Here is a 22,610-nt window from a genome sequence, read left to right on the forward strand (position 1 = left end):
ACCTTTTTGATTAAGTTACTCGCTCACCAACTATGTGTGAATCACCACGCAGTACGAGTATCTCAGCGCGATAATGCGTATACTTCAAAAACTGCCCATACCAATCTTGATCACGAAGAGATTCGGCATCCGTAATCAACAAGAATTGATTAAGATTGAGATTATTTATCCCAACACTATAAGAGCCAATACATGATTGTTTTTACCACTAATTTTGGTGATATTGAGATTGAACTAAACATGGAGAGAGCCCCTGTCAGTTCAAAAAACTTTCTAAAATACTGTGAAGATGGGTTTTATGAAGGCACGATTTTCCACCGTGTTATCGACGGCTTTATGATCCAAGGCGGCGGCCATACGGAAGATATGCGTGAAAAAGAGACTCGTGATCCTATCGTCAATGAAGCAAATCGCGGCCTAAAAAACACTATCGGTTCGATTGCGATGGCTCGCACTGATGCTCCGCATTCGGCTACGGCTCAGTTTTTCATCAACCTAGATGACAACGATTTCCTTGACCATACTGGTACCACCAATCAAGGTTGGGGCTACGCGGTATTTGGTAAAGTCTCTGCTGGGATGGATGTTGTGAATAACATTGGCAAGGTGCTCACTGGCACCAAGAAAGGCCATGACGATGTACCACTTGATACCATTACGATCACCAAAGTAACCATCAAATAATCTAGGTGAGATAAAGAGACATGTCCGTTCAAAATCCTATCGTCAAAGATGTATTTGTCGCTTTTCAAGTGATCCCTCGCCTTAAAGAGGGCAATAACTTTGAAGTGGTTGATAAAGCGATTGAGGTGGTCAAAGCCGCCAATGTGCCATACCAAGTAGGCGCCATGGAAACCACCATGAAAGGTGAGCTAAACCATTTACTTGAGATCGTGAAAAACGCTCAACAAGCGTGTTATGACGCGGGCGCACTGGAAGTGATCACCAACATCAAGATCCACAGCAAAACTGAAGCTGCAACTGATACGTTTTGTACTTATGATCGAGGCGTCACCAAAGCCAATCACATGTTTGTGAATAGCTAAATTTGTAAATGGCTCAGTTTATCAATAGCCCAGTTTATAACTCGCTAAGCGATTGAATAAATGAGCTTTGTTGCCAAGATCGATGAGCATCGATAACGTTCATCGCTCTTGGCGGCTGTTGCACTATTTAAACGGTAATGGAATGTGTGGGGTAATATGGATATCTTCCAAACATTGCTTTAACAACAATTGTTTCGCTTGATGAATTTTTACAATCGTAAAACTCTCGATATCGCTATCCACCGTTAAACAGGCGCAACTAAAACCATTATTGCGATTAGTCCGTACAAACTCATCTTGGTTCTCGGTGACTTGGCTAACAATCGCCATAGAGTCATCATCAACCGCTTCACCACCTTGCACGGAAATGTTCCAGCTACCGTCACGATCCAATAATGACATATTGCCCGGGGTCGAATTATCAAACCAACCACAACGCATCTCTGCCGCACCCACTTGGCATGAAGCCAGTACAACCAAACCTAAAGCCCAAGCCCTCATTACTCCATCCTTTTGACTCTGTTTTACCCGGTTACTGTTTCTATCATCGTCCACATCGTCGTAAGACTAGAGCAAATCATAGTTATATTCTTCTTTCTTCACATGGCGCAATTTGCTGGTATTGACCCCAAGGATTCCGGCGGAATAGTCAGTGCATTCTTTATTGGCGAGTAACTTATTGCCTTTCAATACCATCAAACCAGCATAATCGGTTTTACTCCATTGAGCAGGACCAATTTTTTCTGCATTGCACATCACGTCATAAACGATATAGCTGTAATCGCCGTTAGCAAAACGAAGCCGAGATGTTCCACCACCAGAGCAACCACTAGTGCTTAACACTGGCTCATCGAGTTGTAACTCAAGCTTGGTTTGCGTGCCATAGCGGTAACTCACCTTGCCATCGTCAGCCACACACGCAGCCACTGCCTTTGTACCAATCTCACAAGAAAACACCGCTTGTTCGGTTGCCGGACATAAACTTTCCGCCGCAGTCGTTAACGGTAGAAACGCAAAACCAAGTGGCATGCACACTTTTATTATTGTATTCATGAATTCACGACTTTAAGTTGATTATTTCGACGGCTCATTATTGCCATCACGCGAATCCTTACCGTGGTGTAAATAATTAGACAGCTCAATCAGATTACCGTCCGGATCGCGAATATAAATCGACACTATTTTGCCCATCGCACCAGTACGCTCTATCGGCCCTTCGATAATCGCCACACCTTGTTGCTCAATATGAGTAACCACATCCATCAATCTGGTTTTGGTAATAAAGCACAAATCGCTGCTGCCCACTTGCACTGACTCAGCTTTCGGTTCAAATTCTTGCCCGCGTTGGTGCAAGTTAATCTTTTGCTGACCAAAAGCCAATGCAAAACGGCCTGCGCCAAATTCCACCACACTCATTCCCAATACGTTTTGATAGAAATTGATCGTGGTTGGGATATCTTTTACGGTGATCACTAGATGATCAAGATGGCTTATTTCCATTAATACTTCCCTTACAGGCAAGAGGTGGCGAAATTACAGCGACAATAATTAAAGGTAAAAGACGCTATTGAAGTATTTCGTGCGCTCTTCGGTCATTGCCAGTTTGCACTCTTCAATTTGTACGCCAGTCCAGCCACCATTGGCTCCCGTAGAGAGGCCATAAAATTCACATTCGGTATCACGAAATTTTAGCCATGCTCTTTGCGCAGCTCGAAATGGTGCAACTAACTCGGCGTTAGCCCATTCCTCTTCCGCCGTAATTCTTTTAATGGCTTGTTGGTAGCTAGCATTCAATGCTTTATCGGCTTCTTGCATTTTCTGCTCTACGCATAAATACCCGGCCATTGCCCCCCCACCGGCCACTGTGCATGGATCTTCCATCTCATTGGAAGAGGATTCCGTACACAAAGCAGGCATACTAAGCAGTGCCACAGAAAGGCACATAACGACTTTTTTCACTGAATTTCCTAATAGGTTTAACTAATAGCTATTGGTAAGCTCCACACTCAATCGCGCCACTCTCCAGATTCATGTAAAAGCGTATCGCCGCTGATGTTAGTCACTCTCAAATCACCATGAACACTCACAAAATAATCCACAGTGCCATTTTGGAATCGATAACCTAAAAAGGTACAAGGTGTTACGCCATCGGCACAGATGGTATGCACGGTTTCCCCTTTCAGTTGGATCTGATTTTGCGATTTTTTTGAAACACCAAGGTAAGAGACATCCTTACACAGCATCTCCCCTTGCTCACAATTGATCTCGATAGAAATGGTGTAGTTTTGAGTTTCTAATACATCAGCATACGAAAATGCACTAAAAAAAAGCACGAACGCAATCGCTATCTTCTTCATTACGGTACTCGATCCTTATTTATCAGCACGATTACATCGCGATCTGTCAGTCCAAGACTTAGCCCGCTTAATCCAAGACATAGTCCGCGATAGCACGGTCATCTTGGCAACGTTTTAGACTTAGCTGATTCACTTGGTAGATCTTGGTGATACGTTCACGCTCTTGATCAATATTCACCTTCATACAAGCGCAAGCATAACCATAAACACCATTATTTCTCACCACTTGGCTTTCATCTACAAAGGCCTCAGAAAACCGATATAGCGACGGGGTTTCTTCTAGGTAATCACCCATCATAGAGATTGTCCAAGTGCCATCACGGTCGTGTAACCAGACATTATGTGGGGTTGGATTTAGCACCCAGCCACAACGATTTTCCGCTGCGTGAAGACTAAGGGGCAATAGCAATGCGCAAAGCATAAATTTAAACTTCATAACAGGTTTTGTTCTTTTTTAATAAGCGAATATCACTCGCCAGTTAACGAATAGCGACGCCTGCCACTTCAATAACCGAGTTTACGTTAGCTCTCTCAATGATTTTCAACAAAGTGGTTTGGATCAATTCGCTTTCCCTTACGTCAGTGTCACTGCAAAAACGTTGCTCTTGTGGTGCATCACCTTCAGCTTGGATAAATTGGATCTCAACTTCCGTCGCGCAGTCTTTATCTTGGCCATAATAAGCCAACGTAATTTGAGGATAACCTTTGAAGCCTTTATTCACTTGTTTGGCAATGCGTTTCTTGGCTTTATCTAAGTTCATACCTGAATCCTAAATGCTCGATCAGGCAGCAATAATGTGCTTTTATTTCTTTTATAACAACGTGTAACGTTCGATTCTATGACGCTAGCAAGATATTGCTTCGTCGAGACAAAACAAATCGCTTGTACCTCTCTACCCACCACGCTTTTAGTCTGCCTATTCACCGCTATTTACATTGTAAAGTTCGTATCTTCGGTGGGTGTTTATGACTCCCATCCGTGCTTAAGGATAGGTGCTTAAGGATAAGTACTTAAAAGTAGAGACTTAACGGGGAATCGAATTCTAAACATGAGTGATTTGAGCTTTCACATTGTCGTAGATATCGCTTGCCATCAAACTATCCACTCCGCTAGGTTAGATTCAGCAATGGTCAAGATTGAGCTTTGCTGGACGAGAACCTAAAGCCAACTGAACAAGGATATAGTGGAAAATGGAATTTAAGCGCGTCACAAAGCATGATCTTACTGCGGTAAAAGCACTGGTATCAAATGTATCTCAAAGTGATGTTTTACCCTTGCTGAACACACAAGGCCAACATGAATACCAACGAGTGGTGCTACCAGGGATTGAAGCAACCTTTGCTACCCCGAACTTCACCACCATCAAAGCAATCCTCAATGACCACCTGGTGGGTTTTGCCGCTTTAAGAGATGGCAACTACTTAACTCACCTTTTCGTTGCCAAATCAGCCCAAGGTAAAGGCATTGGTGGACAGCTACTTGCACACCTACTCCACTCAACGACGGCAGAAACGATAACACTGCGATCGTCAGTGAATGCCGTTAGCTTCTATCACTCCCAAGGTTTTGAGGCTAACGGAGAAGAAGCAGAGTTCAATGGAATCCGCTTCGTTCCGATGAGCTTACAGCGGACCGAAAAAATGGCTCAACCACTTAACGATCTTTGAATTTAGACAATGCTCGATTTATCGTTCGGTGTTGAGATCGCAGCAAAATGATCGACTGATGTCATTCAATAAAGGATTCAATAAGATCAAAGCAATGATGATCTTTCTGGTTTGAATCTACTCTTAATTTTCACGTTTAACCAACGCAAATTAGGGGCTATAACGACGCTCTATTAGCCAATAGCAAGCCTCAACCTCACCGTCAGCTTTGTCTAAAAAAACAACGTGCGTACAAATTCAAGGCAAAATGCGTTTACCTTTTACTCCACCCCATGAAAAAACAATCAAAACCCGATAAGAAAAAGAGGAAATTGGCTCATTGCGATATGGTGGCGATAGTAGACAAAATCGCCACCACATTTACAAGATCATCAGTAAAACATAGGGACACCACTTACTTTTCATCCACTCAAACTGAAGATCTAGGCGTTACAGCCAATAAAAAAGCACAGGATCACGTTAGTCTTGATCTCTGATCGTGTCACTTTCGCGGATCAACGCGATAACCGTACACCCATTGGCTGGCAAGAAGTGTTCAGGATCATCACAAAAATGGATCTGATCATTATCAGCGACATAAAATAGCGGTTGCACAAAGTTATGTTTGTGAAATTCAAGATAATCAGCATAACTGAAGCTATCACTTAACTTGGTGTGACGAATTTCCGCGCCTTGGCTGAGTAAACTGGCCAATTGGCTGTAACTGACGTTCCCTCCCATCAGCAATTGCCCATGATATTGTGCAGACACCGTATGCTTCTCACTGGAGGGTTTCTCGCTACGTATGGTTTTCTGTAAGCAATGGACCTTATCTTCACCAAAATCCGTCACGAACTGCATACAAGCCATCATGTTGAAATGTTGATCTGAGGTAAGTGCGACCACTTGGCCAATACCGATCAAGTTGAGATTGTCCTCAGCATGGCTCGAAATCGGATTGCCATAATAGCCCTCCATTCCCTGCATTCGCACCTGGCTGATGTAATCCCAATTTGAATCAGTCAATAAAACACGACGATCATAACGAGCCAATGCTTGGCCTATTTCCTGGGCAACTCGGTTAGCGCCAATCAACAAAAAACCACGCGGCTTGGCTTCTGCTACGTCGAGCGCCAGTGCCATTGGTCGTGCGGTAGCACTTTGCAGAACAACGGTACCAATGATCACCATAAACGTTAAAGGCACCAGCAACACCGCTTCACTTATCCCGTACTCCATCAACTTAATAGCAAACAGGGATGAAATAGACGCAGCCACAATCCCGCGCGGGGCAACCCAAGACAGAAACAGCTTTTCACGTAAAGAAAGCCCGCTACGCATCGTAGAGAGGAAAATAGAGACTGGACGAGAGACAAGCTGCATAAAGACAAACAACAGCACTGAAGCAACGCCTAGAGCGGCAAAATCATCTAAATGAATACGAGCGGCTAAGAAAATAAATAATCCAGTGATGAGTAGGATCGTAAGGTGTTCTTTGAAATGGAGGATTTGTTGCAGATTGATCCCCTTTGCATTCGCCAACCACATGCCCATTACCGTAACCGTCAGTAGGCCCGCTTCCGATTCAATATGGTTAGAAATCGCAAACACGCCTAATACAATCATGAGCACCGCAAAAGGTTGTAAGTATTCCGGTAGCCATGCTCTGCGTAGCGCCGTCGCGACAGCTGCGCCTGAGGCGATACCAAAGCCCACTCCTACCGCAATTAGAGTAATAAAGACCTCAACACTGTTAACCGCGCTATGAGAAACAATAAATTCATACACCATCACCACAAAAAGTGCGCCGATGGGATCAATAAGAATCCCTTCCCAGCGTAAGATATTGGCCAATTTGGCATTCGGTCGCACCGTTCTTAACAGCGGCACGATAACCGTCGGCCCCGTTACCACCGTTAGGCTGGCAAACAAAATGGCCAATTGCCATTCAAAGCCAAGAAGATAATGCGTCGCGGCGCTGGTCAATAGCCAAGAAACCAATGCACCAATCGAGACAATGCTCCAAACAGAGCCACTTACCGCTTTGATCTGTTTGAAATTGAGCGTCAAACTACCTTCAAACAAGATCACCGCTACCGCGAGTGAAACTAAAGGAAAAAGTAGATTACCCAATACGGCATCAGGATCGAACAACTGTAAGATGGGGCCGAGAACAATCCCCGCTAATAACAAAAACAAGATGGCAGGCAAACGTAACCGCCATGCAAGCCACTGACAACCTAAACCAACAACCCCTACCGCCGCTAAAACCAGCGCTTCGTTACCGATTTGCATTCCTTGCACCTTATATGAACTCATCCTTGATGAGCGGCGAATACGCCATTTCTATCAACTAAGGAAAATATAAGTGATGTTGTTGATTTTTTCGCCATCAACAATCAAAAATAGCAATCTAAGTCTCTGTCTTGCCTATTTTTAACTAGAAAAGAATATAAAAAAACGCTACCACGACGAATCGAAGTAGCGTTGTAAGAATAGCGAGGATCTAAGTCGCGACGTTTTAATCTAAATCGCTAGTTAGTCAATTTGGGGCTCGGGGCTATTGAAACCCCGCACAATATTGGTGAATGTAATCACAGCAAAAAGAACAATTACCAGCGAAAGGTGCCAAGCATGACTCAAGCCAAGTTGGACTAACAGCATACTCACTAATGACGAGACAACCATTTGTCCACCGCCAGACATTGCAGCAGCGGCCCCCGCGTGACGCTTGAACGGTTGCATCACCATCGCTTGAGCACACGGCAGTGCAATGCCGTTACCCAAGATCATCAACAGCTGGCCGAGCATCAGATAAAGTGGTTCTACTGGGCAGAAGAATAGCCACAATGCGGCGCTAAGATGCAGTACTGGCGTGCAGAGCAGCATTTTCTTACTGCCAATAAGTGGCCTGACCCGATTACAAATACTCGTACCCGCTAGCATGCCAAGCGCAGGGATGATCGCCCACATTGCATATTGATCGGACGTCATGCCAATTTGGTTTTGCATGATAAACGGCATAACCGAAACGGTCGTGATCATCAAACTGAAATTAAGCCAACTGATACTGGCAAAACTAACAAAGTAACGTGATGCCAACAGATCGCGATATTGGCGCAACATTTTTTTCGCCGAAGGCACTTTCGAATACTCGGTCACCGTTTCTTTAAAGCGAACGGCAATAATGACCCAAGCGATAGAGACATACCCCAGCAAGGAGATAAACACCATGCTCCAGCCAAAATGAAAATTGATAAAACCACCAATGACGGGGGCAAACAATGGTGTTATCGACGCCGCCATGGCGATATAAGACATCGCGACAGGTAACTCCGGTCCATTAAAGCGATCTCGAGTAGAGGCGCGTGCTAACACCGCACAACAACCCGTGCCCAATCCCTGTAAAAAACGCCCTGCGACCATCGCGGTAAAAGTTTGGCTGAAGAAAATGATCATCAACAGACCCAACATCGCAATGAGCAATCCCGTCAATAAGACTTTCTTGCGCCCAAGCGCATCCGAAATTGGTCCATAAAGAAATTGCGAAGGGCCAAAGCCCAATAAGTAGACACTAACCAACAACTGAGCTTGCTCAAGTGAAATCGCGAAATCTTTTGCAATCCACGGCAACGAGGGAAAAACGAGACCCATGCTCAATTGACCAATACTGATAATCAAGCACGCTAATAAAATAGAACGAAAAGAAAAAGGTTGGTTCATTTCTTTTCACCCTCTGTCCATGGATTATTTCCACGTGCAGTTAAACCGCCTTCAGCATCAAATTGCTGCAATTTTGCTTTGACTCGTTTGACTGTTGATTCACTCACTGAACAAAGCTCCGCTACATGCCTAATTGAGTGACCCTGTAACAGTTTCATTGCAATACGTTTATGCTTCTCTTTATTGGCAGGTCGACCGCGAAATTTCTGCTGCCACACCTCGGGGTTGTCCTTGAGCGCTTGTCTTCCTTGTTCAGCAGCAAACAATCGATGCTGAGTTTGCACCTTGTCATAACCTGAAAGCAGCGAGAGTAAAATTCGACTTTGTTCTGAATTGGGTTCAAAACAAAGTGGTTCGCAAAGCAGTTTGATTGTGACTCCTTGTTCAAGAAGCTGAGTCACAGTATTCGCCGCTTGATTAAAATCACGGCCAAAAACTGTTAACCACCAGATAACCAGCGTATCTCCAGAATGAAGACGAGTCGCTAGTGCACTAAACTCCGCCCTTTCAAGGGGAGGAACAAAGCCATGCACTCGGTCCTCAATATGCACAGCGTTTGGGGCAAACTGGGTTAATTGCTCAAGTTGATCTCGATATGCACGATTTTTGGGTGAGAAACGCGTGTAGATATAACTGGCCATAACCTCTCCATACTGGGTAAGAACAACAGGCTCATTTAGTGTATTAGTTCATAATGCAGTGGTTCATTATTCATTTCAACACCAAATGAACCACCCCTCGAAATAACATCAACTTTATTTAGCGTAGCTCTCGCTAACTTCATCTATAAATTATTGATCTTAATATATATGTATAAAATGCATGTAATTTATAAAAACAATGCACTTTACTCACAAACTCAGCCGCCTATGATGATTTTAAACGAACAACAGTTCGATCAATTAATCGATACTTAATAATTGTCAATACTTTAGGAGGTCCTATGACTATCCCAACGACAGATATGATAGAAGCTTGGCACGGTTTTACAGCCGGTGATTGGCAGACCGATGTTAATACGCGTGATTTCATTCAGAAAAACTATACCCCTTATGAAGGTGATGAATCATTTCTTGCCGAAGCAAATGATTCAACACTGCAATTATGGGAACAAGTATTAGAAGGTATTAAACAAGAAAGTCGTACTCACGCTCCTGTCGACTTTGATACTGACGTCGTTTCAACCATCATCTCCCATGACGCCGGTTACATCGATCAAAACCTTGAGACCATCGTTGGCCTCCAAACTGACAAACCTTTAAAACGCGGTATTATCGCCAACGGCGGTATTCGCATGGTGAAAACATCGTGTGAAGTGTATGGCCGCGAGCTTGATCCCTCCATCGAAAAGACATTCACTGAATATCGAAAAACCCACAACCAAGCGGCATTCGATCTTTATACCAAAGAGATTAAAGCTTGTCGTAAATCTGGCATCATTACTGGCCTACCCGATGCGTATGGCCGTGGCCGTATCATTGGCGACTATCGCCGCCTTGCACTTTATGGCATCAATTTCCTTAAAGCCGATAAAAAATCGCAACTGGATTCAACTCAAGCACAACTAGAAAACGGGCAAGATCTTGAAAAGACCCTGCGCCTACGTGAAGAAATTACTGACCAAATTCGTGCATTAGAAGACATTCGTCAGATGGGTTTAAAGTACGGTATTGATATGTCGTCACCTGCGCGCACAGCGCAACAAGCGATTCAATTCACCTACTTTGGCTACCTTGCTGCCGTTAAGTCTCAAAATGGCGCAGCGATGTCTCTAGGTCGCACATCAACCTTCCTCGATATTTATATTGAGCGAGATATCGAACTGGGGCTAATTGATGAGAAACAAGCGCAAGAGCTGATTGATCACTTCATCATGAAGCTACGCATGGTTCGATTTTTACGTACACCTGAATACGATTCATTGTTTTCTGGCGACCCAATCTGGGCAACAGAAGCAATGGCGGGTATGGGTGTCGATGGCCGAACTCTAGTAAGCAAAACCACTTTCCGTTACCTGCATACACTGCATACCATGGGACCTGCTCCCGAGCCGAATATGACCATTCTATGGTCTGAGCAATTACCGTCAGCTTTCAAACAGTACGCAGCGAAAGTCTCTATCGATACCTCTTCGGTTCAATACGAAAATGATGACTTAATGCGCCCGGACTTCGATAACGATGATTACGCTATCGCCTGTTGTGTTAGTCCTCAAGTTGTTGGCAAGCATATGCAGTTTTTTGGGGCTCGCGCGAACCTTGCCAAGGCACTGCTTTATACCATCAATGGTGGAGTCGACGAAAAAACCATTACCCAAGTTGGGCCACAAGTGCCTCGCATCGACGATGAAGTATTGGATTATGAACGCATCATGCCTCGCTTTGATGAGATGTTAGATTGGCTGGCCACTCAATATGTAACGGCTTTAAACATTATCCATTACTCACATGACCGTTACAGCTATGAAGCATCGTTGATGGCATTAATGGACCGCGACGTTCACCGTACTATGGCTTGCGGTATTGCTGGGTTATCAGTTGTCGCCGATTCGTTAGCCGCAATCAAATACGCAAAAGTCACACCCATTCGTAATGAACAAGGTATCGCGATCGATTTTAATATCGAGGGTGATTATCCGAAATTTGGTAACAACGATTCGCGAGTGGACGATATCGCCTGTGATCTTGTTGAACGCTTTATGAAAAAGATTCAACAAAAACACACCTATCGAGAGGCTGAACCTACCCAGTCTATTTTGACCATCACATCAAACGTCGTGTATGGCAAAAAGACAGGGAATACTCCTGATGGACGTCGTGCTGGCATGCCATTTGGGCCAGGTGCTAACCCTATGCATGGACGAGATGAAAAAGGCGCAGTGGCCTCACTCGCTTCAGTTGCTAAACTGCCGTTTGCCTACGCTAAAGATGGCATCTCTTACACCTTCTCTATCGTGCCTAGCGCACTAGGTAAAAATGAGCTAAACCAGAAAGTGAGCTTAGCCGCCCTCATGGATGGTTACTTCCACCATGAAAGCAACGAAGGAGTGAATAACATTGAAGGTGGACAACACCTAAACGTCAATGTGTTAAATCGTGAGATGTTACTGGATGCGGTTGAGAACCCTGATAAATACCCTCAACTGACTATTCGTGTTTCTGGCTATGCGGTTCGATTCAACTCTCTGACTCGTGAACAGCAACAAGATGTGATCAGCCGAACTTTTACCGACCGAATCTAAACTAATAAGTTAGATGCGTGAGTGATAGTGACTAAACGGCCACTTTCATTGTGAACGGCTAAACTAAAAAGTGAGAGGCTAAAGCCTCTCACTTTTCATTTTACAGTGTAAATTGAAACTCCAATGGGATTAGTGACTACGCGGAAAATTATGCGGTGAGGTAAATTGATACAAAGCCGTCACTTTTTTTCCTTGCTTAGTATATTCAAGTGAGTCGCATAGCTCTGAGGCTAGTACAATCCCCCTCCCATAAGTCAGACTGTTATCACTCAATGTCTGCGCACCTTGAAATTCGAAGCCTTCACCATTGTGCTCGACCATCATCAATAATTGGCTTTTGTCAGGTTCGAAATCGAGGTCAAGACGAATCCATGCATCCTTATCGAGCTCGGCCAACTTATCCTCTCTCAACTGATAAAAGAGAAAGAAACCATCCGGTTGTTCTTTAATGCTTGAATCAAGATTCAATAATCCGTGGTCAATGGCATTCGACAACAGCTCAGCCAACACTGAACAGACCAAATCCAAATGCGTACCATCATTGATTAACCCCATAAGATAGCGACGCACGTCGGTCATCAAACTGACACTCTTAATCACTTCAGAAGAGAAGCGTAATGTCGACTGCGTGGTAATATGGCTAATGGGATCGGCGTTACTTGTCGACGTCACTTCTTGGTTAGTTGAAATAGGAAAAGTCATAGAAAGGATCGATAAATCGTCATCGGTGGTTCGGTGAGAAAACTGACGGACGGATTCATACAATTTAGGGATAGCAGAATCCCCCCGCTGTAGTGCCGCTTCGAGACGGTCCTGCCCAAATAATTCACCTTTCTCATTGAGTGCTTCGGTTAAACCATCAGTGTAAGCAATAATTTTTTGATTCGGCTCGAGCTTGAGATGAATCAGATCGGTTTCGAATTCACTGTTCGACAACACACCTAACGGCATATGCTTAGACACCAACCTTCTGACGATCTTACCGTCTTCAGAAAGAATGTAACCATCTGGTAATCCTCCTCCCCACATCGAGACTTCGAAGCCATTCGCCCGAACTTCAAAAATACTTGCAGCAAGCATCATTCCACTCGGTAGAAAACGGCCTAATACTTCATTCAACTCAGTGGCAATTTCTCCTAGAGACATTCCTTTCAAAGCCATCGAGAAAAAAGCGCGAGTTGCAGGGATTGCTGAAATAGCAGCGGGTAAACCATGGCCGGTAGCATCGGCTATCATCACGTACACTCCCCCATGGGGACGATTAGCAACGACAATCAAGTCACCGTTAAAAATAGTTGATGGGGTCGATATATAATCAATGCCAAAGATATGTTTGACCTGAGAACTCATTTCTTCTTTGAGGTTGGAGAAGATCGATTCCGCCATGGCATAATCGTAGCGCACCTGCTCATGAAACTGACTCAGTTCGTCGCGCTGAGAAATCACTTCATTGTGCATCCGAACAATACGAAAGTGTGCTTGAACTTTGGCAAGTAACACACTTCGCTCAACCGGCTTCAAAACAAAATCATCTCCAAGAGCTAAACATCGTTCGAAAGAGTCATGGTCATCGAGGACGGTCAAAAATATGATCGCGATATGGTGATCGGGAAACGCCTCTCGAATCTCTTGGGCCGTCGTGAATCCATCTTTTTCTGGCATCATCACGTCTAACAAAATGACGTCAGGCAACAATGACATTTCACGCATCGACTCAACAACACCCACGCCGCTCTCGAACGTATCAATTCGTGAGGTGATATGACTGAGCATTAATCGGCACAACTCCCGATTGGTAGCATGATCGTCGATTATCATAATACGCATCTTATTCTCCTCACGTGATTCTAAATTTTCTATCGAATCGCGAGATAGCGAGAACTTTTCTAACTTGAGGCAGCGTGTTGGTAATTTGGATCTCACCGTCACTTTGCTCCAGATAGTTATGCATGTTGATCAAAATACCCAAACCTGCGCTATCAATGTAATCGACTTTACGCAAGTCTACGGTAAATCGATAATCGCGCTTATCTGAATAGCAGCGCTTAAATTCTTGGATGACGTGGAATCCAAACGTCCCTTCAACAAAAATTGTAATGTGCTTTGAATCCGGATTCACCTCTGTCTCTACAGACATAAGCCCCTCTCCTTACGACCTAACCTGTTACCAATTGCTGGCTAACGACATTGCCAATCTGACACCTAAAGAAACGTTTCGCCTCTCGTGACTCACTCTCGATTGTTTTGATAGTAGATTGAGAGTTTGAATGACAATTCGAAATAGAGGATCCAAAACGCATTCACCATCCTCACTCGACCAAAGAGGCATAGACGCCGTACGATGGAAGAAGGTTGTCATCAAATGAATTCGATTTAACAAAGAGAAGATCGTAATTGTGTCGTTTGGATTCGTCTAGCCAACATTAAACTGATTGCTTATTGTTGAGTGTAGGAAGGATTCAGCGATTCGCCAACAGTCGAACAACAAATAACTCATGTCACGATTTAACTGTTTAGATCGCGTATCGAGCGAAGATTTCTCACCACAATCACCCTTATGACATTGGGCCGTCTCACTGATTGACCAGACGCTGTTCTATCTCGTCTAGCCAGATTGATAGCGCTAATGATAAAACTATTTTTAGAGACTGAGCGATTTACAGTGTAAAGCTAAGTGTCAATTTACACTGTAAACAGGGCTGTCGACATCAACACGATGATATGAATGAAAGTAGGATTTTACAGTGTAAATCAGAGGGTATGATTTACACTGTAAATAACAGATAGAAAGAACAAGAAAGGATCCAGAGAAAGAAATCGATGAGCGGGGAAACTTCGCTGCCGCTAGAGCTTAGAGACCCACCGTTGCAGTTCATCACGCAGTGCTTGTTCTATTTTCTTTCTGCCAACTAGCCCAAACTCTTGAGCGCACGCTTCCCAACCCCACTGCTGAATAACTTTACGAATCAACAATGCTGAATCAACTTTCGCCCCCTGGGTAAGTAATGCCTGTTCAATAAAGGGCGCTACATTTTCGTAGTTTGTGCCGCCAGCAATGTAGCTCTCAATCAAAGCGAACTTAAGACGAGATACATCTTCACTTTGCTGATAGCTATCATTGGTTTTGCTTTGGCGGAGTAGACTCGCCACTAAGGAGGGTTCAATCTCCCTAAATGCATCTTTCAATTGATAAGCAAAACTTGAATTAAACAAACTCTCAGCTTGCACAATCCATTCGGCGGCCCCTTTAACCATCGCCAAAGAATGGCAACCGCTGGCTTGATCTCGCTGGCTTCCCAGCTTTACCGCAACATAACCATTCGACAACCAAAAATGAAGCAGTGAATCGGTAACACCATAGCTGGTGGAACAGAATTGGTAATCACGATTGTTTTGTAGCTCAGTCAGCATCAATGAGCCAATACCTCGACTTTGCCATGCAGGGTGCACAGCAATACGCATGATGCGCAAACTTGGCTCTTGTGCGGCAATATCTAATCCAAGATGGTTGGCCAATGTTGTTGCTATTAGCTGCCCTTTAGGACGGCGTTTTCCTTGGCGAATCTGTGCAACCAATTCCGCTGATAATCCGCCTTCCTCAACGCCAATGATGCAACCAACACAAACCTCCCCTTCAAATCGAGCCCACAACTTAATAGAAGCGTCACTGAGCAGCAACATCAAATCGTTCGGCGTCGTCTGATAATGGGCATTAACCAACAATGCAAAACATTCACGCAGTAAGCGAGGGGATGAAAATAGAGCTTGCTGATCATAAAGTCGTAAGCGGCTATTTGCGTCGCTTACATCATCAACCTCACTCAACTCGGCATCTAACAAAAATGTTTGATATTGCCATTGCTCGAGTGGGTCTTGCGTTGCCCAGCGAATAGGCAGATCCATATGATAAAAGTGCGCCCCGGGTCTATGCTGACGAAGCCAAGTTTGGAACTTCAATGTAAAGCCACGTCCGCACCCTTCATAACCGTGAATTGTCGTGGAGAACACAACTCGATGATAATGCGCAACAATAGAAAATAGCAGCGGTAATGGAATCGCTGCAGCTTCATCGACCAGCAATAAATCGCAACTGGGCTTGCAACGAAGTAGCTCATCCGGCGCGATAAACTCGATAACCGAGTTATGCCACGTTAAGGCTAACTTTGTACGCAGCGCTTCGGGTAACAAACGCTGTGCATGTTCGAACAAAGGTGCAAGGTTCTTAATAACCGGTGAAGTGACTAGGATACGCATCGCTTTATTCTGCGTGAACCTATCTTGTATTAGCCGTGCCGCCGCAATGCCAAGGGCACTTGTTTTCCCTCGACCACGATCGGCAGTTAATACTAAAGGTCGACGACGATGGCCACTCACCACCTTGATGATACGTTCGATTGCCTCGTCTTGTTGGGCGAGATTTTTCAAACCTAAACGATGAGAATCAAAGCTCTGTTGTTCCGTTTGACTCAAAGCATCTTTTATTGATGTTTCCGGGGATCGGAGGGTTCCTTCTACCGGAATAACTGGCAGCGGTTTATGTTGTTCAATACAGGCAAATTGGCTGCATGCCCTTGCCAACCAGGCATAACTCAAATCATCACAAACGTGTTGATTTAGTAAAAACAAAACCAATCCGCCGCCACGTACCGTACCCAGCACCGACGTTAAGCTGTTTGCGTCAAAACCATCACGAAGATCAATCAACAACAAACGACATTCCTGCCCAAGAAATTGTTGTCCTTTATTGTAAGCTAGGTAACGTTCAACCCCCATTTGAGGCTCTCCTCCTAATTGGAAGACCTGGTCGGGATAAGCCGCTATGGCCAGTTGAACGATCGATTGCTGCCAATCAGCATCACCTTTAACCGTGATACCAGATCGATGATTGCGGTGCGTTGCCAACGACGACAACGCTTGGAAATATTGCTCAATAGAATTCATGTCGCAAACAGTCAGAAAGAGTTTCGATTAGTATACTTGTTAATGCCCTACTCTCGCTATTACCGATCGATTAACTCGATTTACCCGCGATAAAAAGCCGAACTCCAGACATAAAAAAAGCCGCTAAAGCGGCTTTAATAAAATGAAGAAATCAGAGCAAGTAATATTATTTGAACTTGTCTTCAATGAAACTAAGGATTTCTTTTAGTGTTTCATCGTCCACTTTTTTCAAATTAAGCGCTAAATTACTGCCTTTACGGCTGTAACTAACACGACCTTTAACAAGATCAATTTTATTACTGACTGGACGTTTCGCTGGCATCAACTCTTCAACCCAAGACTCAATCATCTCAGAAACATCTTTAGTAATACGCGCAACACCTTGTGCTTCGCTACGTTGCCATGCGTAGCTGTCTTCATCACGGCACTTCTTAAGCAACATACCTTTATCAGCATGGCTAAGCTGACTAAACTGCTTATGCAATTTAACGATTGTTGGGCGACCTAAATCCGCGACGTTCGGGTATGCTTGTAACAGTTCGAGCGGTAAATCTGCCGCTTTCAACGCACCACTCACCAACGCTTCACTGCATTGGAAAATTTTTGCTAATGCTTTTTGATCTTCAGCTTCGCCACTGTCCAATTTCGCCTGCATCTCTTTGCCTTTTTCGAAAAGAGAAAGCGGCTTGTGTGCATTCGCAACGTCAGAAAGGAATTTAGCATGCTCTGAATTAATGTTTTGAGCGACGTAAATAAGGAAGGCTTTGCCTGCTAAAATGCAAGACATACGACGGCGACTGCCATCAAGCACTTCAATTTTTCCGTCTTCACGCATACGTCCGACAGCTGGGTATTGCTGCCCACGTTCACGTAACGTCACTAAAACATCTGACAAAGCATGTTCATTCAAAAATGATTGTTCACGAGCATTTTCTGCAAAAACGACCGTTTGTGATTCAACCTGATCCGCTTCAATACGAAGCAGTTCGAATTCAACCATATCTTCACCAGCAACCGCTAGCTCAATTACCTGAGCCTGTGCTTTAGCCGCTTGTTGTGCCTCTTGAGGCGTCGTCGCACGACGTTTATTGGTCTTACCAAACAGTCTTGCGTTTAAATCTGAAGTTTTAATTGCCATGAGCCAATTACCCTTGGTTTAGTGAAGACCAGTAACTATGCAGTACTCGTTCTAGTTCTAGTGCGCTCTTTTGTACGGCGTCTTGAGCCGTTGCAAGGGTCTTTTTACCGCCCTCAAAGTCGCTGGTCGTTAAATCAAATACGGTGCTGTAAGTATCGGCACAAGTTTCAAATGCTCGGCTACGTGGGATGGTCGCCATCATCACTTGGTCGCCCAATAGATAGTTCATTTCAGTCAGAACTGAAACTTGCTTCTTGTTGTCATCTTCGAACATCGTTGGCATCAAACGAACAAATTCCAATCCAGCCCAATCGTCAGGGAACATTTCATAAACGGTTGGTAGATGTTGGAAAAAGTTAACCGTAGAAGCCCAATCTAAACGCTTCGCAGCACATGGAATCAACAGTGCGTTTGACGCGTACATTGCATTCCAAACCAGTGGATCGACGTGCGGACCGGTATCAATCATGATCACATCAAAGTCATCAGCAATCTTATCAATCAACTTCTCTTTCAGTAGTTTTACGATATCCAACGACTGATTCTGTGACAGATTTTGCCACGCTTCCGCATTAAACATCGCATCTTCTGGGAAAGCAGACACGGTTTTTAAGTTCGGATATTGAGTCGGTAGTAAGACATTACGATGTAAGAATTCTTTCGTAATCTCTACCCCTTCAGGAACATTTTCCAACATGATATCGACAGCTGAGTAGATATTATCGTGGTCAGTTAAACTGATCTGAGGGTTAAGGAATAGACGTAAAGAACCTTGTGGATCAAGGTCGATAAGGCAGATACGGTAACGCTTTTCTAAATTCAATGCCATGCACGCAGCTAGATGCACCGCCGTCATCGATTTGCCCGTACCACCTTTTTGGTTCTGTACGTTGATAATCCATGGCTTGTTCTCAACATTTTTTTTGCGTTCATAGAACTTTGGCGCACCCGCAGCATCCATCAGCATATGAGCTTCTTGCAGCGAGATCGAATAATGGTTTGCATTATTTTTAGTAAACTGATGGCCTTCTGCCTCCAACTTACTAATTGCATCGTCTAGTTTACGGCGAGTCAAACCTGAGCGAGTCTCCATCAATGCCTTCGACATCGGTGGGAAATGGTCGTCACTGCGCTCTTCTAATACAATCTCAATACGGTCTGCTTGAACCTGTGCAGTTTTCTCCGCAAGCTGAATGAGATTCTCTATTGTCTGTTCTCTTTTCATTGCCAAATTCCGTTATTAGTAACTGTCACTATTGTACAGCACTATATCCGTTTAACAATAAAAAGGTGAACATTCACTTATAGATAGCCATCACATTAAAATGAGAACAATATATCGTTTAAGTGAATTATAGTAAAAACCACTCAAAAAATGCTCTATTTTCTGTGTGGTATTACAAGTGAAAAGCCGAAGATTTAAATGGTTACACCGTCACTTATTTACAATGTAAAAACGGATTTCAACGCTAAAATCATCTCTTTTCTCGGAACGATTAGTTTCTTGCCACAAATTACGGCCGATGTAAATCGAACCACAATAATTACTGGACTAGAGATCGAAAATGACCAGCACAACACGAAACGAACTCAGTCACAGCAAGGATTTAGTTTGGAAAGAGCATTACGGTTAACGAAAGCATGATCAAGGATACACTCATGATCATGCTTTCGGTTAAATAGCGACGCTATGGAAACATGATCAAGGAAATATAACCTGGAAAAAGCCCTCCAGGGATCACCATCAAGCAAGATCGTTAAATGGATCGATGATCAAGGCAAGTTAGCGTGCGGAAGCATGTAAATTCGCGGGTAAATTACGGAAGAATGCTGATGAACTAAGGCTTAACGGGCGATTTAAGCCAATAATACGACAATACGACGAACACGGAGTTGGTCAGGCCAATAATCAACATTACTTGATCATGCTTTCGTAGCGTTTATTCCCCGTGGTTAAGTGTGAGTAATCACAATCGAATTGTATTTCAATTTACTAAAGTGATGATAAAATAAACAAAGCAGCAAAAAGGATCGTTCTACCTTGATCATCGTTACGGTAAAAAACACCACAGCAACGATGAACACGATCATATACTTAATTTGCGTCCAATCGTTCTGTGGATAACATGTGCATTAACGTTGATCATGCTTCAAGCGTTTGTTTGATCATTGGTTCGAAGTAGGGATGATCATCGTTTCGATTAAATTTGATCATGCTTTCACTAATGCAATGATCATGTTTTCGACTCCCACTTGATCATGCTTTCACGAAGCAAAAAAAATACCGCTTAAACTTCAGTAACTTACAAGTAAAATATCGTCCAGATCATTAGATCATATAATCAATTAAGATCAGTTTAATCATAAAGATCAGTTTAAAAGAGCAATAAGTTTTTTCTTTCTTTATGATCTCTTTTTCTTTATTCTTTCGGAACTATAGCGATATTACGGCTTCTGTGACACGGATCAAAAATGAGTTCTGAACAAAAAATACTGATCAAAAACCCTCGCAGCCACAAAGATGGACACTTATTTGAAGTGTCTGAAATTGCAGTTGATTGGATCGAGCAATACCAACATTTCAAAGGTGTCACAAAAAGCATCGTAGAACTTTTAAATCTCATTTCTTTACGAGGCTTTTCAAGCAAAGATGGTTTGGTCTCCACAACAGAATTGATCGATGCGACAGATGGTCAGATCACACGCGCCGCCATTCAACAACGATTAAGAGCGGCGGTTACCGTTGGGTTATTCGATCAAATCCCCGTTCGTTTTGAAGAAGGGCTTGCAGGAAAAACCATGCTACATAAGTTTGTTAATCCCAATAAACTTATCTCAGCACTGGGCGCAACGAGCCTAGTCACCGAAAGCGTGAAACAATCGGAAAAGAAAAAACGTTCAAAAGCACTTGCTCAAACACAAGTGAATAAACGCTTACTGAATGAATACGGCTTGAATACACCACCAGCAATGAAAGATGAAGCGGATCAATTTATCGTTTCACCAACCAACTGGGCAGGTATTATCGATCAAGCATTAGCGCCACCAAGAACACGTAAAAACTACCAAAAATCGATGGTTTCGATCTCAGGTACACGCGCAGTGATCGAAACAAGATCATCCAAAAACATCATGACCGTTGATGATCTCATGACCCTATTTGCGTTGTTTACACTGACAGTGCAATACCACGATCATCATCAGCATCAATATCAGTTAGACGCGAAACACGTTCCGAATAAAACACCGCTCTACATTACTGATATTTTGTCGCTGCGTGGCAAGAAGGATAGTGGTCCGGCACGTGATTCTATTCGCGATAGTATTGATCGTATCGAATTTACCGATTTTCAATTGCATGAACTGACAGGCCGTTGGCTCAGCGAGAACATGCCAGAAGGCTTTAAGAGCGATCGTTTCCGTTTTATAGCTCGTACCATTACTGCATCGGAAGAAGCCCCTACAGAGGGCTCTGACGGCGAAATACGCATAAAACCGAACCTGTATATCCTGGTATGGGAGCCATCGTTCTATGAGGAACTGCTAACACGCGACTATTTCTTCCTTTTTCCACCAGAAATTTTGAAACAACACACCTTGGTATTCCAGTTGTACAGCTATTTCCGTAGTCGTATGTCTCGCCGCCATACCGATGCAATGTTGTTAAGTGAGCTCAACCAAAAACTAGCGCGTAACATTGAATGGCGTCGTTTCTCGATGGATCTGATCCGTGAATTGAAACGCCTATCCGATGGTAAAGGGGGAGAGGATCTTTTTGTGGTTAACCTTTGGGGCTACCACTTAACGATCAGTGCAATGATCGACAAAGATAAGATCAAAGATTATCACGTCGATATTAAATGCGATGTTGAAGAGGTGTTACGTTACTCACGTGCTCGCACCACTAACGCTGGTAAACGCAATATGGCGCCAACCTTGCCGAACCCACTTCGCAACGAAATGGTCACGCGCCAGCAATTGGATGAACTGTCGCAAATTATCGATGGTGAATTTGAGCCTATACAGCGCAAAGAGCGTTCGCCAAAAGGTCATTTAGGCCGTCGAGTGAAGCAACGTAAGCACCTTGTAGAGATAAATGCGGATGAAATTACCATAACCTTATCCAAATATACCTCAGCAGAGGCCCTAGAACGCAGTATAGGCGCTTTAGCGGCTATGACAGGGCATTCACACAACTCAATCAAAGAAGAGTGTCTGGAGCTCATAGACAAGCTTGACTGGCTTCGTGTTGGTAACGATAAGATCCCTTATGAGACATTAAGTAAGATGATCGAACTGTATAACGCACAAAGTGAGAACAAACATTTATCGATCGAGCGTCTGATCGCCGGCTTAGCGGTTCGCCGTAAAGTGTGTAAACAAGTGATGGATGGTCACTTGGATGAAAGTGTATTCCGCGCTTTGGATGAAGTGGCTATTTAGATTTGAAGTGGATTGTAGAAAAAACAGACAGTTTTAGTACATTCCACTGACAAAACAATGACATAACGCTGAGG

The 22,610-nt window shown here is 43.8% G+C and carries 20 protein-coding genes; 5 read left to right on the top strand and 15 right to left on the bottom strand.

The window, feature by feature from the left end; genetic code table 11:
* The first annotated feature begins 192 nt into the window (after positions 1–192).
* On the top strand, positions 193–684 hold the full coding sequence (locus tag RJD38_RS16495) for a peptidylprolyl isomerase (protein WP_005600358.1): 492 nt from the start codon (positions 193–195) through the stop codon (positions 682–684).
* A gap of 20 nt (positions 685–704) precedes the next feature.
* The gene (locus RJD38_RS16500) at positions 705–1,046 is read left to right on the top strand and encodes a thiamine-binding protein (protein ID WP_005600356.1); all 342 of its coding nucleotides are present in this window, start codon (positions 705–707) and stop codon (positions 1,044–1,046) included.
* Positions 1,047–1,169: 123 nt separating this feature from the next.
* Here the strand turns inward: RJD38_RS16500 and RJD38_RS16505 are convergent, their stop codons facing one another.
* The 7 genes from RJD38_RS16505 to RJD38_RS16535 form a co-directional block, all read right to left on the bottom strand.
* Positions 1,170–1,547 carry a DUF4087 domain-containing protein gene (locus RJD38_RS16505; RefSeq protein WP_009388140.1) on the bottom strand — a complete coding sequence of 126 codons (378 nt, stop codon included), beginning with the start codon at positions 1,545–1,547 and terminating at the stop codon, positions 1,170–1,172.
* Between the two features lie 66 nt (positions 1,548–1,613).
* Positions 1,614–2,099 carry a hypothetical protein gene (locus tag RJD38_RS16510; protein ID WP_231893178.1) on the bottom strand — a complete coding sequence of 162 codons (486 nt, stop codon included), beginning with the start codon at positions 2,097–2,099 and terminating at the stop codon, positions 1,614–1,616.
* A gap of 21 nt (positions 2,100–2,120) precedes the next feature.
* On the bottom strand, positions 2,121–2,546 hold the full coding sequence (locus RJD38_RS16515) for a VOC family protein (protein WP_065546629.1): 426 nt from the start codon (positions 2,544–2,546) through the stop codon (positions 2,121–2,123).
* A 48-nt stretch (positions 2,547–2,594) separates the two neighbouring features.
* Entirely contained in the window at positions 2,595–3,005 is a 411-nt protein-coding gene (locus RJD38_RS16520; RefSeq protein ID WP_223296376.1) for a lysozyme inhibitor LprI family protein, read from the bottom strand.
* A gap of 47 nt (positions 3,006–3,052) precedes the next feature.
* A complete protein-coding gene (locus tag RJD38_RS16525) occupies positions 3,053–3,403 on the bottom strand; it encodes a hypothetical protein (protein WP_065546630.1) in 351 nt (116 codons plus the stop codon).
* A 67-nt stretch (positions 3,404–3,470) separates the two neighbouring features.
* Positions 3,471–3,839, bottom strand: coding sequence for a DUF4087 domain-containing protein (locus tag RJD38_RS16530; protein WP_065546631.1), 369 nt, complete (start codon positions 3,837–3,839; stop codon positions 3,471–3,473).
* 43 nt (positions 3,840–3,882) lie between these two features.
* The gene (locus RJD38_RS16535; protein WP_009388146.1) at positions 3,883–4,164 is read right to left on the bottom strand and encodes a hypothetical protein; all 282 of its coding nucleotides are present in this window, start codon (positions 4,162–4,164) and stop codon (positions 3,883–3,885) included.
* 430 nt (positions 4,165–4,594) lie between these two features.
* On the opposite strand from RJD38_RS16535, the gene RJD38_RS16540 reads away from it, so the two are divergent.
* Positions 4,595–5,071, top strand: a complete 477-nt coding sequence (locus RJD38_RS16540; protein WP_065546632.1) for a GNAT family N-acetyltransferase — start codon at positions 4,595–4,597, stop codon at positions 5,069–5,071.
* 459 nt (positions 5,072–5,530) lie between these two features.
* Here RJD38_RS16540 and RJD38_RS16545 read toward each other — a convergent pair whose 3' ends face one another.
* From RJD38_RS16545 to RJD38_RS16555, 3 genes are all read right to left on the bottom strand, one after another.
* Entirely contained in the window at positions 5,531–7,345 is a 1,815-nt protein-coding gene (locus RJD38_RS16545) for a cation:proton antiporter (RefSeq protein WP_065546634.1), read from the bottom strand.
* 243 nt (positions 7,346–7,588) lie between these two features.
* The gene (locus RJD38_RS16550; protein ID WP_065546635.1) at positions 7,589–8,773 is read right to left on the bottom strand and encodes a multidrug effflux MFS transporter; all 1,185 of its coding nucleotides are present in this window, start codon (positions 8,771–8,773) and stop codon (positions 7,589–7,591) included.
* On the bottom strand, positions 8,770–9,414 hold the full coding sequence (locus RJD38_RS16555) for a recombinase family protein (RefSeq protein WP_005600335.1): 645 nt from the start codon (positions 9,412–9,414) through the stop codon (positions 8,770–8,772). Before RJD38_RS16555 ends, RJD38_RS16550 begins: the two co-directional genes overlap by 4 nt.
* Positions 9,415–9,716: 302 nt before the next feature.
* On the opposite strand from RJD38_RS16555, the gene pflB reads away from it, so the two are divergent.
* Positions 9,717–12,014, top strand: coding sequence for a formate C-acetyltransferase (pflB, locus tag RJD38_RS16560; protein WP_065546636.1), 2,298 nt, complete (start codon positions 9,717–9,719; stop codon positions 12,012–12,014).
* A gap of 129 nt (positions 12,015–12,143) precedes the next feature.
* Here the strand turns inward: pflB and RJD38_RS16565 are convergent, their stop codons facing one another.
* The 5 genes from RJD38_RS16565 to RJD38_RS16585 form a co-directional block, all read right to left on the bottom strand.
* A complete protein-coding gene (locus tag RJD38_RS16565; RefSeq protein ID WP_065546637.1) occupies positions 12,144–13,841 on the bottom strand; it encodes a fused response regulator/phosphatase in 1,698 nt (565 codons plus the stop codon).
* 10 nt (positions 13,842–13,851) lie between these two features.
* Positions 13,852–14,151 (bottom strand): STAS domain-containing protein, encoded by a 300-nt coding sequence (locus tag RJD38_RS16570; RefSeq protein ID WP_005600328.1) that lies wholly within the window; start codon positions 14,149–14,151, stop codon positions 13,852–13,854.
* A gap of 707 nt (positions 14,152–14,858) precedes the next feature.
* Positions 14,859–16,955, bottom strand: coding sequence for a tRNA(Met) cytidine acetyltransferase TmcA (locus tag RJD38_RS16575; RefSeq protein ID WP_065546638.1), 2,097 nt, complete (start codon positions 16,953–16,955; stop codon positions 14,859–14,861).
* A 166-nt stretch (positions 16,956–17,121) separates the two neighbouring features.
* Positions 17,122–18,093: a ParB/RepB/Spo0J family partition protein gene (locus RJD38_RS16580; protein ID WP_005600325.1), complete on the bottom strand. Its 972-nt coding sequence runs from the start codon at positions 18,091–18,093 to the stop codon at positions 17,122–17,124.
* A 7-nt stretch (positions 18,094–18,100) separates the two neighbouring features.
* Positions 18,101–19,318, bottom strand: a complete 1,218-nt coding sequence (locus RJD38_RS16585) for a ParA family protein (protein WP_065431247.1) — start codon at positions 19,316–19,318, stop codon at positions 18,101–18,103.
* Positions 19,319–20,565: 1,247 nt separating this feature from the next.
* On the opposite strand from RJD38_RS16585, the gene RJD38_RS16590 reads away from it, so the two are divergent.
* Positions 20,566–22,536, top strand: coding sequence for a replication initiator protein RctB domain-containing protein (locus tag RJD38_RS16590; RefSeq protein WP_005600321.1), 1,971 nt, complete (start codon positions 20,566–20,568; stop codon positions 22,534–22,536).
* Positions 22,537–22,610 lie beyond the last annotated feature (74 nt).

The organism is Vibrio scophthalmi (assembly GCF_040869025.1).
Classification (GTDB): domain Bacteria; phylum Pseudomonadota; class Gammaproteobacteria; order Enterobacterales; family Vibrionaceae; genus Vibrio; species Vibrio scophthalmi.